General features: G+C 50.8%; 16 protein-coding genes and 1 riboswitch. Of the genes, 5 read left to right on the top strand and 11 right to left on the bottom strand.

Annotation, left to right across the window (positions count from 1 at the left end):
* Positions 1-3: 3 nt before the first annotated feature.
* Both EDM55_RS25415 and EDM55_RS25410 read right to left on the bottom strand, forming a co-directional pair.
* Positions 4-1,077: an extracellular solute-binding protein gene (locus tag EDM55_RS25415; RefSeq protein ID WP_092267030.1), complete on the bottom strand. Its 1,074-nt coding sequence runs from the start codon at positions 1,075-1,077 to the stop codon at positions 4-6.
* A 456-nt stretch (positions 1,078-1,533) separates the two neighbouring features.
* Positions 1,534-2,142: a superoxide dismutase gene (locus EDM55_RS25410; RefSeq protein ID WP_092267031.1), complete on the bottom strand. Its 609-nt coding sequence runs from the start codon at positions 2,140-2,142 to the stop codon at positions 1,534-1,536.
* Between the two features lie 194 nt (positions 2,143-2,336).
* On the opposite strand from EDM55_RS25410, the gene EDM55_RS25405 reads away from it, so the two are divergent.
* Together EDM55_RS25405 and EDM55_RS25400 are read left to right on the top strand one after the other, a co-directional pair.
* Positions 2,337-3,104 carry a TSUP family transporter gene (locus EDM55_RS25405; protein ID WP_092267032.1) on the top strand — a complete coding sequence of 256 codons (768 nt, stop codon included), beginning with the start codon at positions 2,337-2,339 and terminating at the stop codon, positions 3,102-3,104.
* Positions 3,105-3,253: 149 nt separating this feature from the next.
* Positions 3,254-4,843 (top strand): FMN-binding glutamate synthase family protein, encoded by a 1,590-nt coding sequence (locus EDM55_RS25400; protein ID WP_092267033.1) that lies wholly within the window; start codon positions 3,254-3,256, stop codon positions 4,841-4,843.
* Positions 4,844-5,022: 179 nt separating this feature from the next.
* Here EDM55_RS25400 and EDM55_RS25390 read toward each other — a convergent pair whose 3' ends face one another.
* A complete protein-coding gene (locus tag EDM55_RS25390) occupies positions 5,023-5,208 on the bottom strand; it encodes a hypothetical protein (RefSeq protein WP_092267035.1) in 186 nt (61 codons plus the stop codon).
* 20 nt (positions 5,209-5,228) lie between these two features.
* Positions 5,229-5,459 carry a YneF family protein gene (locus EDM55_RS25385; protein WP_092267036.1) on the bottom strand — a complete coding sequence of 77 codons (231 nt, stop codon included), beginning with the start codon at positions 5,457-5,459 and terminating at the stop codon, positions 5,229-5,231.
* A gap of 151 nt (positions 5,460-5,610) precedes the next feature.
* On the opposite strand from EDM55_RS25385, the gene EDM55_RS25380 reads away from it, so the two are divergent.
* Both EDM55_RS25380 and EDM55_RS25375 read left to right on the top strand, forming a co-directional pair.
* Positions 5,611-6,426, top strand: coding sequence for an N-acetylmuramoyl-L-alanine amidase family protein (locus EDM55_RS25380; RefSeq protein ID WP_092267037.1), 816 nt, complete (start codon positions 5,611-5,613; stop codon positions 6,424-6,426).
* A 17-nt stretch (positions 6,427-6,443) separates the two neighbouring features.
* A complete protein-coding gene (locus tag EDM55_RS25375; protein WP_092267038.1) occupies positions 6,444-6,740 on the top strand; it encodes a hypothetical protein in 297 nt (98 codons plus the stop codon).
* Here EDM55_RS25375 and prpE read toward each other — a convergent pair.
* From prpE to EDM55_RS25340, 7 genes are all read right to left on the bottom strand, one after another.
* Entirely contained in the window at positions 6,725-7,546 is an 822-nt protein-coding gene (gene prpE, locus EDM55_RS25370) for a bis(5'-nucleosyl)-tetraphosphatase PrpE (protein WP_092267039.1), read from the bottom strand. The genes EDM55_RS25375 and prpE overlap by 16 nt on opposite strands.
* A 96-nt stretch (positions 7,547-7,642) precedes the next feature.
* Complete coding sequence (locus EDM55_RS25365) at positions 7,643-8,272, bottom strand: response regulator (RefSeq protein WP_092267040.1); 630 nt, start codon at positions 8,270-8,272, stop codon at positions 7,643-7,645.
* 8 nt (positions 8,273-8,280) lie between these two features.
* Positions 8,281-9,429, bottom strand: a complete 1,149-nt coding sequence (locus tag EDM55_RS25360; protein ID WP_092267041.1) for a HAMP domain-containing sensor histidine kinase — start codon at positions 9,427-9,429, stop codon at positions 8,281-8,283.
* Positions 9,430-9,442: 13 nt separating this feature from the next.
* Positions 9,443-10,246 carry a cell wall-active antibiotics response protein LiaF gene (liaF, locus tag EDM55_RS25355; protein ID WP_092267042.1) on the bottom strand — a complete coding sequence of 268 codons (804 nt, stop codon included), beginning with the start codon at positions 10,244-10,246 and terminating at the stop codon, positions 9,443-9,445.
* 36 nt (positions 10,247-10,282) lie between these two features.
* Positions 10,283-10,840 (bottom strand): class I SAM-dependent methyltransferase, encoded by a 558-nt coding sequence (locus EDM55_RS25350; protein ID WP_170184318.1) that lies wholly within the window; start codon positions 10,838-10,840, stop codon positions 10,283-10,285.
* Positions 10,841-10,931: 91 nt separating this feature from the next.
* On the bottom strand, positions 10,932-11,627 hold the full coding sequence (locus EDM55_RS25345) for a PspA/IM30 family protein (protein WP_092267043.1): 696 nt from the start codon (positions 11,625-11,627) through the stop codon (positions 10,932-10,934).
* Between the two features lie 57 nt (positions 11,628-11,684).
* On the bottom strand, positions 11,685-12,083 hold the full coding sequence (locus EDM55_RS25340; RefSeq protein ID WP_092267474.1) for a LiaF transmembrane domain-containing protein: 399 nt from the start codon (positions 12,081-12,083) through the stop codon (positions 11,685-11,687).
* Between the two features lie 295 nt (positions 12,084-12,378).
* Positions 12,379-12,520: riboswitch (cyclic di-AMP (ydaO/yuaA leader) on the top strand.
* A 4-nt stretch (positions 12,521-12,524) separates the two neighbouring features.
* Here EDM55_RS25340 and EDM55_RS25335 point away from each other — a divergent pair.
* On the top strand, positions 12,525-13,055 hold the full coding sequence (locus tag EDM55_RS25335) for a C40 family peptidase (RefSeq protein WP_092267044.1): 531 nt from the start codon (positions 12,525-12,527) through the stop codon (positions 13,053-13,055).
* Positions 13,056-13,207 lie beyond the last annotated feature (152 nt).

Genomic DNA, 13,207 nt, shown 5'->3' with positions numbered 1-13,207 from the left:
CTCTTATTGGAATTTTTGACGCCATTCGTTACGTACGCGGTCGTAGTTTTGCACGACCCAATCCACATCCATCTCCTGTGCGTGCGGAATGACTTTTTCCAATGTCAGAGGAGTCTTGGATTGCACTTCTTTAGAGATAGGGATATGGTACCAGTCAGCCAATTTTTGTTGTCCTTCTTTGGAGAGTAGGTAGTCGATGAACGCTTTCCCCCCGTCCGGATTTGGTCCATTTTCTACCAAAGAAACAGGATTCACGATGATTGGCGTTTTTTCAGGCACGATGAAGTCTACTTTCTCGCCTTTTGCTTTGTTCTCGTACGCCATAAAGTCAAAGCCAATTCCGATCAAGGCCTCTCCCTTTGCAACCGCTTTCGTAGGAGCAGATCCTGAATCCGGCATCGCACTCATCTGATCCACCAGTTTCTTAAAATATTCCCAACCTGGTTCTTCGCCTTTTTCCATCAACTGGCTAAGTACGAGGAGAGTCGCTGTACCCGAGGCTGCAGGGTTTGGCATTTGAATTTTGCCCTTCCATTTTGGATCGAGCAAATCGTCCCAAGTTTTCGGCAATTCTTCCGGCTTTACCAGATCCGTATTGTAGACGAAGCCAAGTACGAATACCTCAGCACCGATCCACTTCCAATCTTTGTCGCGAACTTTGATGCCATCCTGTACTTCTGGCCAATCTTTGATCGCTTCCGGCGTGTAGGATGTGATGATTCCTTTATCTTTCGCAGACTCGAACGGCAGGAAGCCTCCTCCGCCGTACCAAAGGTCAGCCATTGGATTGTCTTTCTCTGCGATCATGCGGTTTACGAGTACGTTGGTACCAGCGTATTGCACATTCACGGACGAACCTGGCTTCAATTTTTCAAATGCTTGTCCCATCTCTTTGGTCATATCAGGTGTCTCAGGTGAATAAAACGCGATAGAACCTAGCTCTTTTTTTCCTCCGCCATCCGTGCTTGCCGTGTTACCAGCAGCTGTCCCCTCAGAGGAAGAGCATCCTCCGAGCACAACAGATGTAAGCAATGCTGCTGTTGCAACCCCATGAAACCATTTGTTCTTCTTTTTCATTTGTCAGACCCCTCTCTATTCTTCTGTTAATCGACCACCATAAGTGAATCAAGTATTGGAGACACAAAAAAGGAAAAAACCCTTACACAGCATAAACACACTACTCCCCCCTGAGGGTCATGTGTTTACGGGTAAGGGTTTTCTCCATTTTCTCCGCCTAACCGTATGTGAACTGTATTGTCGATTAACAAGTCATTCTAAAGGGAATTATAGGCATACTATACATATTTGTAAATGAAAACACTTACATTTATGTTTTTTTCCAATTATGTCACTCAACACTTTTTTCTCGTGGCCTGTTCAAGGAGGAGCGACCGCGATTTATCAAAAGGTTATTCACATTGGTGAAGTCTTAGCTGCACTATACTGGATGAAAATCTGATCCATTCTTACCTGCAAAAAAAGGCTTGTCGCGAAAATAGAGCGACAAGCCTTCCTCTTTGTGATAAGCAGCTATTATTTCGCAGCAGCGAAACGTTTGCTTACTTCATCCCAGTTAACTACGTTCCAGAATGCGCCGATGTAGTCAGGGCGTTTGTTTTGATATTTCAGGTAGTAAGCATGCTCCCATACGTCCAGACCGAGGATAGGCGTTTTGCCTTCCATTACAGGGCTGTCTTGGTTTGGAGTGGAAGTGATTGCCACTTTTCCGCCATCTGCTACCAGCCAAGCCCAACCGGAACCAAAACGGCCAGTTGCTGCTTTTGCAAATTCAGCTTTGAAGTTGTCAAAGCTTCCGAAAGCCGCGTTGATCGCGTCAGCCAGTTCACCAGCTGGAGCGCCGCCGCCGTTCGGGCTCAGGATTTCCCAGAAGAGAGTGTGGTTCGCATGTCCGCCGCCGTTGTTACGAACTGCTGTGCGGATGCCTTCTGGCAAAGCGTCGATGTTGCTGATCAATTCTTCTACGCTTTTGTCTTGCAGGTCAGCATGAGCTTCCAGAGCAGCGTTGAGGTTGTTTACATAAGTTGCGTGGTGACGTCCATGGTGGATTTCCATTGTTTGAGCGTCGATATGCGGTTCCAGAGCATTGTGCGCGTAAGGCAATGCAGGAAGTTGATGTGCCATTGTAACATTCCTCCTCAAAATATGTATGGGTCAAGCTACAGTTCTATTATAATTCAACAGACTCACTTTTACAACAAATAGGTATGCAAAGTATCGTAATCTATTATTTTTTATTTCAAAGATTTCCATCTTGCAATCGGGTTCGTCCGTGCTAGACTTGGTTTATTACAAACATGGAAAACTAGGTGATTCTCGTGGAAATGGATTTATCGACGATACTTTTTCTCGCATTATTCGGATTTGTCGCCGCCTTTATTGACAGTACGGTAGGCGGTGGCGGCCTGATCTCCCTCCCTGCTTTGCTCGGACTTGGGATGCCCCCTTACCTCGCTTTGGGCACAAACAAGCTAGCCGGCACGATTTCTTCGGCTACTAGTTCCATTACGTTTATCCGGAGCGGCAAATTTGACAAGAAGCTGATGTACATGTTGTTCCCGGTCTCGCTAATCGGAGCCTACTTCGGTGCCAAGACGGTTCTATTCGTTCCGCAGGAGCTCCTGAAAGTGCTCGTGATTATTATGATGGCCCTCATATTCGTTTATACCTTATTTAATAAACGATTCGGGGAAGTAGCCAACTTCAAGGGCTACACCAAGTTCACGCTCAGCGTAGGGATTCCGTTTACTTTTCTGATCGGATTCTACGACGGATTTTTCGGACCGGGTACAGGTTCGTTTTTCGTTTTCCTGATGGTGCTGCTCTTCGGCTATGATTTTGTCATCGCTGCCGGAAACGGGCGCATCCTCAATCTGGCGAGTAACATCGCCGCTCTCACCGTCTTCACTCTCGAAGGCAAGGTCGTTTTCGTAACAGGTCTGGTCATGGGTGTGGCCATGCTGCTCGGGGCTTCGCTCGGAGCTCGTATGGCGATCAAAACCGGCGTGCGCTATGTTCGTCCCCTGTTTTTGATCGTTTCCATCACGCTGATTACCAAAATGGTATATGAATTAATCTTTTCGTAAGCACAACCAACAGCGAGCGTCCACCTGTTTTGGGGGCGCTTTTTTTCTTGCCCTTCGTTTCCCGAAGACAGAATGAGAATTGGTAATTGGCGGTAAGCTATACCTGTTTCATGATGATCGATGTATACGCTTCGGGAGGTTTTAGCAAGATGGTGCCTACAGTCCTGCTGGTCATACTGCTTCTTATCGTAGCATTGCCTCCATTGATATTTTTCGGCTATATGTACGCCTTATCGAAAAAACCAAAGCACTCCATCATTCGCTCTCACCCCTTCCTAGGCTGGATGCGTTATTTGCTCGAAAAGCTAGGGCCTGAATTTCGCCAATACTGGTTTGACAACGATACAGAAGGGAAACCGTTTTCGCGGGCCGATTTTGTCGGTCTCGTCTATGCCGCGAAATATCGAACGGATCTCATCTCCTTCGGCGGAAGACGCGACTATGAGAAGCCCGGCTTCTATTTATCCAACGCCATGTTCCCTCAATTAACGAGCGAGCTTCGCGTAGATAATGAGAAGCTCATACCTGGAAAGAAATATGTGATTACCGATGAGGGGCTGTTTACCAGAAGGGAAAAATTCATAGATGATCAAGTAAAGCCTTGGCTGCTGCATGATGATGACGTCATCGTAGTAGGGGAAAACCGCAAGCATCCGTGGCGCCTGAAAGGCATGTTTGGCGCTTCTGCTACTTCCTACGGAGCTGTCGGCGAGCATTATATTCAGTCCACAGGAAATGGCGCGTTCATGGCAGGCGGCTCTTGGATTAATACAGGGGAAGGCGGGGTGGCAGAAGTGCACTTGGCTACGGGCGCCGATATCGTCTCTCAGATCGGTCCTGGCCTGTTCGGCTTCCGCGATGATTCTGGGCGCTTTTCTATCGAAGAGTATAAACGCAAAGCGAGCATTTCCAACATCAAGGCGTTCGAACTGAAATTTCATCAGGGCGCAAAAATACGCGGCGGTCACCTCGAAGGCACCAAGGTCACCGAAAAAGTCGCAGCAGCGCGCTTGGTGCCTGTAGGCAAGACAGTGAACTCGCCGAACCGCTTTGAATTTCTGACCAATCCAGAGGAAGCGCTTCGTTTCATAGGCACCTTGCAGGAGGAAGGCGGCAAACCGGTGGGGGTCAAAATCGTCGTCGGCGATTCGCACAGGCTCGAGTCGTTTTTTCAGACTATGCTTGCGCTGGATATCTTTCCGGACTTCATTACTGTTGACGGTTCTGAGGGCGGCTCCGGGGCGACTTTTAAGGCAATGGCTGACGGCATGGGATTACCGCTTTTTGCTGCGCTGCTTATTCTGGACGATACCGCGAGAAAATACGGCGTGCGTGACCGCTTCAAAATTTTCGCATCTGGCAAGCTGATCACACCTGACAAAGTGGCCATCGCTCTCGCACTCGGCGCGGACTGTGTCAACTCCGCCCGCGGATTTATGATGGCGAACGGCTGCATTATGGCGCTGCAATGCCACACCGGCAAGTGTCCGACTGGAATTACAACTACGGATTCCAAATACCAAGAAGCGCTTGCCCCGGAAGAGAAGCAATGGCGCGTGATGAACTACATCCTACAACTACGGGAAGGGTTATTTTCCCTGGCAGCCGCTTCCGGCCTGAGGAGCCCCCGTGAATTCACCCGGGAGCATGTCGTGTTTTCGAACGAAAGCGGCCAAAGCATCCGAGTCGTGGACTTGTTCCCTTACCCCGTCGCGAGTAAAAAGGCGTTTGATCGATGATCAGGTGCCTTTTTCAGGTACATGGGCACAAAAAAAGCCTGGCGTTTCGCCAAGCTCTCGAAAAAAGCCTGGCGTTTCGCCAAGCTCTCGAAAAAAGCCTGGCGTTTCGCCAAGCTCTCGAAAAAAGCCTGGCGTCCCGTCAAGCTCTCGAAAAAAGCCTGGCGTCCCGCCAAGCTCCCCTACTCTTCTTTCCCTTTTCTCTGTTTCATTCGCAAGATGATGCCGTCAATCAGCAGGCCGATGCCCGCTCCGTAAAAAGGTGCTGCAAACCGGGTCCCTTCACCCAAAGGCAGCTCTTTCAAATACACGACGAAAACGCCAAGAATAAAACCAATCATCGTGTAGCGCAGACGGGTCGGACCCATAGCGACACCCCTCCGCTTGTTTATTTCCCGAATTTATTTGGCATTTTCATATTTTTCATGGTGCGGCTCATTTGTTTCAGCTGTTTTTGGTTCAAATTCATACCCATCGAACGAGCCATGGCTTGCAGCTGTTTTTCGTCCATTTGCATGTTCTGCATCTGCTTTTTCAAATAATAAGTCCCGCCGGCAAAACCGCCTACCAGGCCGAGCAAAAGTGTAACGATCGGGATTACCCAGTTGTACCAAGCCATCAATACATTACCATCCTCTTTGCGTAATTACGAACCCTTTTATTGTACCATAGTTAGGCCATATGTACATTGTCACTAGGAAAAATGATGAGACTGCCCTCAACATGTTTGCTTTTCCAAGCATATGCTGATTGCATGAGGTGATGAAAATATGGCTCCTATCGTCATTCTGGATGCCGGACACGGCGGAGTGGACCCTGGCGGTGGAAACAGTGCGCAGTTTACGGAAAAACAAATGACCCTAAACATTACCCTCTATCAATACCGCCGATTTCAAGAAATGCAAATCCCCGTTGCCGTGACGAGATCATCCGATGTGACCTTGCCAAGCGAAGATCGTGCGGCGCTAGTCCGAGGCAGCGGAGCTCGTTACTGCATTTCCAACCATATCAATGCAGGTGGTGGACGCGGCTCCGAGGTCATCTACTCCATTTACGGAACTGCTGCCTTTCCACGGCTCATCGCAGAAGAGCTGGAGGCAGAAGGAGTTCCAAACCGGCGTATCTTCACCCGGACACTCCCCAACAACCCGCGTCAGGACTACTATTACATGAACCGCGAGACGGGAAGCGTGGAGACAGTCATCGTCGAATACGGCTTCGCTGATAACCCTTTGGATGCGGATAAACTCAGCAAGGACTGGCAAAGTCTCGCGGAGGCCGTCGTTCGCGCCTTTTGTGAGTACGCCAATCTGACGTACCAGCCGCCAAAGACGGCTCCTACTCCTACCACTACCCCGCCCGCTAGCGGCGGAGGCAGCGGAACGCAAAACCCGGGAGGCGGAAACGGCAACCCGAATAATGGAGGTGGCAGCGACGTGCCCGACTGGAAACAGGAAGCCATCGACTGGATGTTTGATGAGGGACTCTTGACCAATGAGGACTGGCGACATCAGGCTGACAATCCGCTCCCCCTTTGGGCAGAGGCCGTCATTCTGAGACGCTTGTACGAAAAACTGAAATCTTAACAGGGAGTTGGGGCCGCATGGGTTTTGATCTGGGCTTGATTATCGCATTTGCCCTGGCGGCCACCGCTACCCTAGCCGATGTCTTTCGCATTCCGAAAAAGCTGCGAAGCTGGGTAGCAGTGGTCTTGATTATCGGGATCTACATGGTAAATCAGTGGCTGTACGCCCCTGGCTTTGACTGGAAGACAGCTCTGATGGAAGGGGTCACTGCCGGGCTCGCAACTGTAGGAATCCACTCCACTTCGAAAAACACCATCGAGCAGTGGACAGCCTCCAAGAACAAGAAGAACAAAGACTCTCAGTCTGCGGTATAACGCGTCAGCGGCGTATCTGACAGACCCGAATAATTTTCCTTTGCCGGTACACTCACAAGCTCGTCCTCAGGATAGCGATAGGCGGTCAGCTTTCCGCCAAATACGCAGCCCTGGTCGATATTGAGTGTACCGTTTTGGCGTTCCGGTTCCGGACGAGGGTCATGCCCCCAGACAATCAAAGGCTCGTACCCTCTTCTTTCTTTGGCCCACTCCCTGCGGATGGGACGCCCGTCTGGTCCGGTACCCGCGACGTCGCCATATCGACAGAACGTGTGCACAGCAGGCGATTCTAGGCCGATGTAATCGTCCTTGATCCCCGCATGTACGGCGACAGCGACAAGTTTGTCGTTTTTTTTGACCATCATGTGGGAAGGAGACGAAAATAGCAGTCTGCGGCTCTGCTCTCGCAGCAGGGAAGCTTTTTTGGGCCCGAACTCCTGCTGGTATACCCGAAACTCTTCTTCCACCTTCTCGTCACCATGTGCCAAGGTGACCGGTCTGCCGTCCAGCCAGCGGGCAACCTTCCAGCCGTGGTTGCTATCCACCATCTCCGCTACGCCAGCAGCAATATGTTGAATAAAGAACTGTAGCATCTTGATAGAATGTGGGCCTCTACTCGTGATATCGCCGAGGGAAAGGAGCTTTCTGCCCTGGGGATGGCGAAACGTACCTTCTTGGCTTCGCTCATAACCCAAACGCTTCAGCAATTCCATAAATTCGTCGTAACAACCGTGTACATCTCCCACAAAATCTACACCGTTGTCAGCCGAAAGCACCTTGGAGCGTGTCTGAGGTTTGTGCCTCATAGCCCGTCCCCTCCTTTCCAAATCTATTACTTACTATCTTTACCACATAAACAAAAAAAACTCACCCTCTCTTGCAGGGTGAGCTGTTTTCTCTTGTCAGCCAAGGTGGTTGGTGTGCACGTAAATCGCTGCCTGAGTACGATCTTCAACGTTTAGCTTGGCTAAAATATTGCTGACGTGTGTTTTAACGGTCTTGATGCCGATAATCAGCTCGTCGGCAATTTCCTGATTGGATTTGCCTTGCCCGATGAGCTTCAGCACCTCCAGCTCACGAGGAGTTAGCTGCTCGTGTGGCTGTGCTTCTTGACCGTGACGGAAACGGGCCATGATCTTTCCTGCCACCCGTGATTCCAATACTGGCTCTCCAGCGGCTGCGGATCGGATCGCCCTAGCAATTTCGGCTGCCCGGGAGGTTTTCAGCAAGTAGCTGAAGGCTCCGGCTTCAATCACAGGATACACCTTTTCATCATCGATAAAGCTCGTCAGCACGATGACCTTGCTCCCCGGACAAGCCTCTCGAATCCGTCTGGTCGCTTCTACACCGCCGATGCCTTCCATGACCAGATCCATCAGGACGACATCCGGGCGAAGCTCCACCGTCAGGCGCACCCCTTCTTCGCCGTTGCCCGCCTCTGCTACGACTTCGATGTCATCCTCCGTGGACAAATACGCAGCCAATCCCATCCGTACCATCTCGTGATCATCTACCAGTAATACGCGAATCACAGATACATTCACCCTTCCCGTTCCGTCTGTGACATCAGAGGAATCCGCACTTCGATTTGCGTCCCCTTTCCGACCGCGGAGTATATCTCCATCGATCCACCCACTTCTGTTACCCGCTCCTGCATGCTGCGCAAGCCGTACGAGGTCAGCTTCTCCCCTTCCGGATCAAAGCCAACACCGTCATCCGTCACACGCAGTCTCACCTGATCCTGCAACGTAAACAGCTTTACGGCGATCTGGCTGGCTTTGGCATGGCGAAGCGTATTCGAGAGAGATTCCTGCAAAATGCGGAACAAATGGTCCTCGATGCCGCTTGGCAATCCCGCGACCGCTTCGATTTCCCAGGTAATCTCCATGCTATTTTTACGTGTCAGCTCATCCAACAGTTCCAGAATGGCTTCCTTTAGCGTCTTGTTCTGCAGGGTTGCCGGGCGCAGATGCAAAAGAAGGGCACGCATCTCCGCCTGGGCTGCTGCCGCCATTTCCTCTACGAGCTCGATCTGCTGCGCCGCACGCTGCGGATTCTTTTCGATCAGCCGTTTCAGTGCGGCTGTCGTCATGGCGATCGCAAACAGCTGCTGACTGACAGCATCATGCAGCTCACGCGCCAACCGCTGCCGCTCTTCCGTCACGGCAGCCTGCTTGAGCTGGTCTGCCAGTGCCGCATTGTGATTGGACAAACGCTGCAGGGATGCCACCTGCTCTTCCCATTGGGACGCCAGCCGGTTCAGCTGCCAGCCCAGCTCGCCGATCTCATCGACACCAAGCTCCGGAACACGGTAGGATAGCATCCCCCGTCCCAGCTTCATGGCTGCTTCCCACAGAACGCTCACCCGCTTTTTTAGCAGATTCCCGTATATATAGGAGCAGATCAGCCCCACCAATGCACCGGCAGGCAGGGAAACCACGACCGCCATCAGCTGCGCGACCCAATCCGGCTCTGGCGGAAGCTCTATTCCCAAATACTCAACCGTCCACAGATGCACCCGAGGATCCTGTATCAGCTCCGAGTACCAACGGACCAGCTGCGGATCGTCTTTCCAAACGAGATGAAGCGCAAAAAAACAAACAAACGCCACGGTGACCGTAGCTATGGACAATCCCATGCCGTAGCGGACACTTTGCCATTGAATACTCGCTAATCGCTGTCGACGCATTCGCCAGTACCTCCTAGATGTACTTGACTTTGATATCGCCGACAAGCAGCGAGATATGCAAGCTCACTTTATTTACCGCCCGATCGTAATGATCCGAGCGAATCATGATACTGCGATTGATGCCTCCCTGACGGTTACTGAAAACCTCCAGATCGCCGACAGACAGCTCAGCCGATACGGATACCGGCAGATCGACAGGCACGTAGATCGTCACGTCGCCTATCCATCCCTCGATGTTCAGCTGCGCTTCTTCCGTCATCAGCATCGCGCGCGACAAATCAATCACCACATCGCCAATCCCATGCCAAACATGCAAATGACTCAGCTCAAAACGGCCGGAAGTCAGATGAAAGTCCCCGATCAGCGAACTGCGGGAATCTTTTGGTAACGAGTGAGTATGGCTTCGCACCTCGATTGGCTCGGGCTTCGCCACGCTTGGTTCCTCGGGCATTACCGCTCCAGCTGCGTGCTCCTTTTTCGAGAACCACTTGACAACTGGATCCGATTCCCGCGTTTTGCCGCGAATCAGTCGATATCCAAAGTAAACAAACAAGGCGGGGATGACCAACCCAAACAAGTCATCGATCCCGATGCCAAACCACATTTCCAATGCTATGATCACGCCAAGGCAAAATAGGATGCCGCCGCCGATTCGTTTATGCTGCCCCCATAGGCGAAAACCAAAATAGACCAGCACCATCGGCCACAAATCAAACAACCCGAACGAAATAATATGCAAACTGTCTAAAAAGAGACCAATCCCCGTCAAGATGATCAGGACACCAGCCAACATTTTGTGCACGCGGGACAGCTTCACGAAAGTCTCCTCTCTTACGCCCCATGCCGATTATCTTCACTTCTGTCCATTACGACATGTATAAATGAATGCAGGTGGAATGTTCAGCAGAGTAAAATCGGTTTCGACCCAGCTAAATCGCTCCTGCAGCTCAGCTTGGAGTTGTAGCGAATATTGGAATGTAATGAATAGCCCCCCTGGAGCCAGTACGGACTGGACTTGTTCCAGGATTGCTTCCCGTAGTTCTTTCGGAAAATTGGCAAAGGGCAGCCCTGAAATGATGACATCCGCCTGGCCAAGCTTCAATTCCTCCAAGTAGTGAGACAGCATGGTCGCTTCTTCCCGAATCATAACATCGGGAAACCGGGACTGCAGCATGGTACGAAATTGAGCATCGCGCTCCACAAGCACGTACCTAGCATCTGGACAAATGTTTTGATAGATCCTTTGGGTAAATGCACCCGTCCCCGGTCCAAGTTCCATGATGACATTCGCCTTGTCCCAATTGACACGGCTCAACATTCGCTCACATAAAAAACGAGAGCTGGGGGTAATACTACCGACGCGTCCAGGCTCAGCGATAAATCGTCGTAAAAAGACCAAAAAATCTGCCAAGAATAGAACCTCCTAGGGGAAAAGCAGCCTGGTTGACAGGCTGCCTAATTGCCACAATCTATACTACATCTGGCGCCCCTGTTCCTGTAAGTCAGGCTTTTGTTTCGGGTGCAGCCGATGCTTTGTTTTCTTTCAAGGATGCTTTGATATTGGCCAGCTCTGCATCCAAATCGTCTTTTTCCAGTTCAGATAGAGCATTGTTCAAGCCCATGCTCGTTTGACGCCATTGTCCGCTCATTTGCGCTTCCGCTTCCATCCGCATCACTTTTTCTTCCATGCGGGCAAATCCTCGGCCAGCTGTCTGATTCCCGATACCGACGACAGCTGAATTGACCTGCTTTTGTGTACGAGCTACCTGGGCACGAGCCATCAACGTAAACTTTTTCGCTCGCATCTTGTAAAATTCCTCTTTTAGCTCCGCCAGTTTTTCACGCATCTGACCTGCTGCTTCCGCTGCGGACAAGTAGAGCGTCTCATATTCCTGAGCACGGCCCTCGTACTGCTTCTTGTCAGCCAGAGCGCGGCGTGCCAGCTCGTCTTCCCCTTCTGTCAGCGCGAGCTTCACTTGGCGATCGCGTTTTTCAACCAGGGCTACAGCTTCCTCCCATTGCTGACGGAACTTTTTCTCCAGAGCTACCTGACGGGCTACTGCTACCTCAACCTGTCCAATTTCCACTTCCATGTCACGCATGTACTGGTTTAGCATAACCACCGGATCTTCCATGGAATCCAAGGCATCATTCACCGAAGCTACTGTCAGGTCACGCAAGCGTCTAAAAATACTCATTTGTCATTTCCTCCTCATCATATCACATCGTTTGGTTTCATCCAAAAACAAGTGGCTCTACTTTTTTGTCATGCCTTTTTCCCAATGATCCAGGGCGTCTTCCTTTAAAACTCGTTGTGCCCACTGTCTTTCCCACTCGGCCGGTGCCTCCTTGGGAGGATCTTTATGGCGAAGCAGACTGTATCCGAGATAGATCAACCCAATCGCCAATAGGCCGTGAAACAGCAGGTGCAGCTTCCCAATCAGCATCAGAAGACCAAAGGTGAAAATCAGCACTCCCCAGAAGCGGGAGCCTCCATGGCCCAGTACTTTGCGAGCTCCGTAAACCATGATCAAACCGGGAATGACCCATCCTAGAACATCACCAAAATCAATCCCTATCTGATCAAGAAGAACCAGCCCACCGATCAGGAGCAGAACCAGCCCGAGTAAGAACTTGCCAGACCGTTCGCTCATTTCATCCTTCCCTCCAATCACCTTCATTGGTGCAGGTGTTAACCTTATGGCCTTATTGTATCCTCCAGCATAGGCGCCCCATAACGGGCGGACGGTTGGTTTTTGTCTCCGTCCTTGGACGGATGCTCCTTCCTGCCCTAATCGGACATGCCTTTTCCCGCATCTTTCTCTTGCAATTTCGAGCGTTTTCGTTACAGGATCAGACAAAATATTGTGACGAAATTGTGAAAAAGCGGTGCAAAAAAAGGAAAACACGGACTTGCAGCGAATCCCATTAGGAGTGCGTGTAAAAAAACATCGAAAATAGCCGAGTTCCGCTAGGCGGAAACGGGGGAACCATGTATTTCTGGGGTGAATGGTTGCGCTTTTTGGCAGCCTAGGGAGTCCTTTCGACCGAATCCTTCAGCTAACCTCGTAGGCTCTTGAAGGGAGCAGTTTCTTTTGCGCAAGTTGCTAGTATCTTTGTTTATCGTCGGATTGCTTGCAATGGGAACCGGCGCTGCACAAGCTGCGGAGGCGAATTCTCCTCTGACAGATGTCGTCAGCGACCTGTATGGTGTCCCTTACAAATCTTCCGGCACCACGAAAAAGGGCTTTGACTGCTCCGGATTTACGCGCTATGTATTTGATGCGTTAGGTGTAGACCTGCCACACAATTCTGCTGCCCAGTACAAATTGGGAACTCCAGTCGACAAAGGCGAGTTACAGCCTGGTGATCTGGTCTTCTTCCAAACCAACGGTCGCAGCATCTCGCATGTGGGCATCTACATCGGAAACGGCACATTCGTGCATTCGGAAACTGGTCGCGGTGTCGTGAACACGAAGCTGAGCGACCCCTACTATTGGAGCAAGCGTTACGTTGGCGCAAAGCGTCTGAACGTACCCGCTCTGGTAGCAAAGGCTGAAACTCCGAAAAAGGAAAACGCGGTGCAAGCTGCATCGTTGCCGGAAAATCAAGCAAAAAAACAGTAGTTCGGCAAAAAAATGTAAAGCCAGGGACTTCGCGTCTCTGGCTTTTTCTGACGAAATTTAGGACCTGGTGTCAGGATGTGACCTCACTTATTCGCATTTCCTAATGACTTTGGAGGTTCACTTGCCCTTACCTACTGTTTGCATGGTATGAT

The sequence above is a fragment of the Brevibacillus centrosporus genome (genome assembly GCF_003710815.1).
Classification (GTDB): domain Bacteria; phylum Bacillota; class Bacilli; order Brevibacillales; family Brevibacillaceae; genus Brevibacillus; species Brevibacillus centrosporus.
Note: the sequence above shows the minus strand (reverse complement) of the source record. Positions and strands in the feature narration are given on the sequence as shown.

Bases quoted from the DNA above. Each gene is read 5' to 3' on its own strand.
- EDM55_RS25410 (WP_092267031.1), bottom strand. From the start codon at position 2,142: ATGGCACATCAACTTCCTGCATTGCCTTACGCGCACAATGCTCTGGAA.
- EDM55_RS25360 (WP_092267041.1), bottom strand. From the start codon at position 9,429: ATGCGTCGACAGCGATTAGCGAGTATTCAATGGCAAAGTGTCCGCTAC.
- EDM55_RS25415 (WP_092267030.1), bottom strand. From the start codon at position 1,077: ATGAAAAAGAAGAACAAATGGTTTCATGGGGTTGCAACAGCAGCATTG.
- EDM55_RS25375 (WP_092267038.1), top strand. From the start codon at position 6,444: ATGGGTTTTGATCTGGGCTTGATTATCGCATTTGCCCTGGCGGCCACC.
- EDM55_RS25380 (WP_092267037.1), top strand. From the start codon at position 5,611: ATGGCTCCTATCGTCATTCTGGATGCCGGACACGGCGGAGTGGACCCT.
- prpE (WP_092267039.1), bottom strand. From the start codon at position 7,546: ATGAGGCACAAACCTCAGACACGCTCCAAGGTGCTTTCGGCTGACAAC.
- EDM55_RS25390 (WP_092267035.1), bottom strand. From the start codon at position 5,208: ATGGGTCCGACCCGTCTGCGCTACACGATGATTGGTTTTATTCTTGGC.
- EDM55_RS25345 (WP_092267043.1), bottom strand. From the start codon at position 11,627: ATGAGTATTTTTAGACGCTTGCGTGACCTGACAGTAGCTTCGGTGAAT.
- EDM55_RS25400 (WP_092267033.1), top strand. From the start codon at position 3,254: ATGGTGCCTACAGTCCTGCTGGTCATACTGCTTCTTATCGTAGCATTG.
- EDM55_RS25385 (WP_092267036.1), bottom strand. From the start codon at position 5,459: ATGGCTTGGTACAACTGGGTAATCCCGATCGTTACACTTTTGCTCGGC.
- EDM55_RS25340 (WP_092267474.1), bottom strand. From the start codon at position 12,083: ATGAGCGAACGGTCTGGCAAGTTCTTACTCGGGCTGGTTCTGCTCCTG.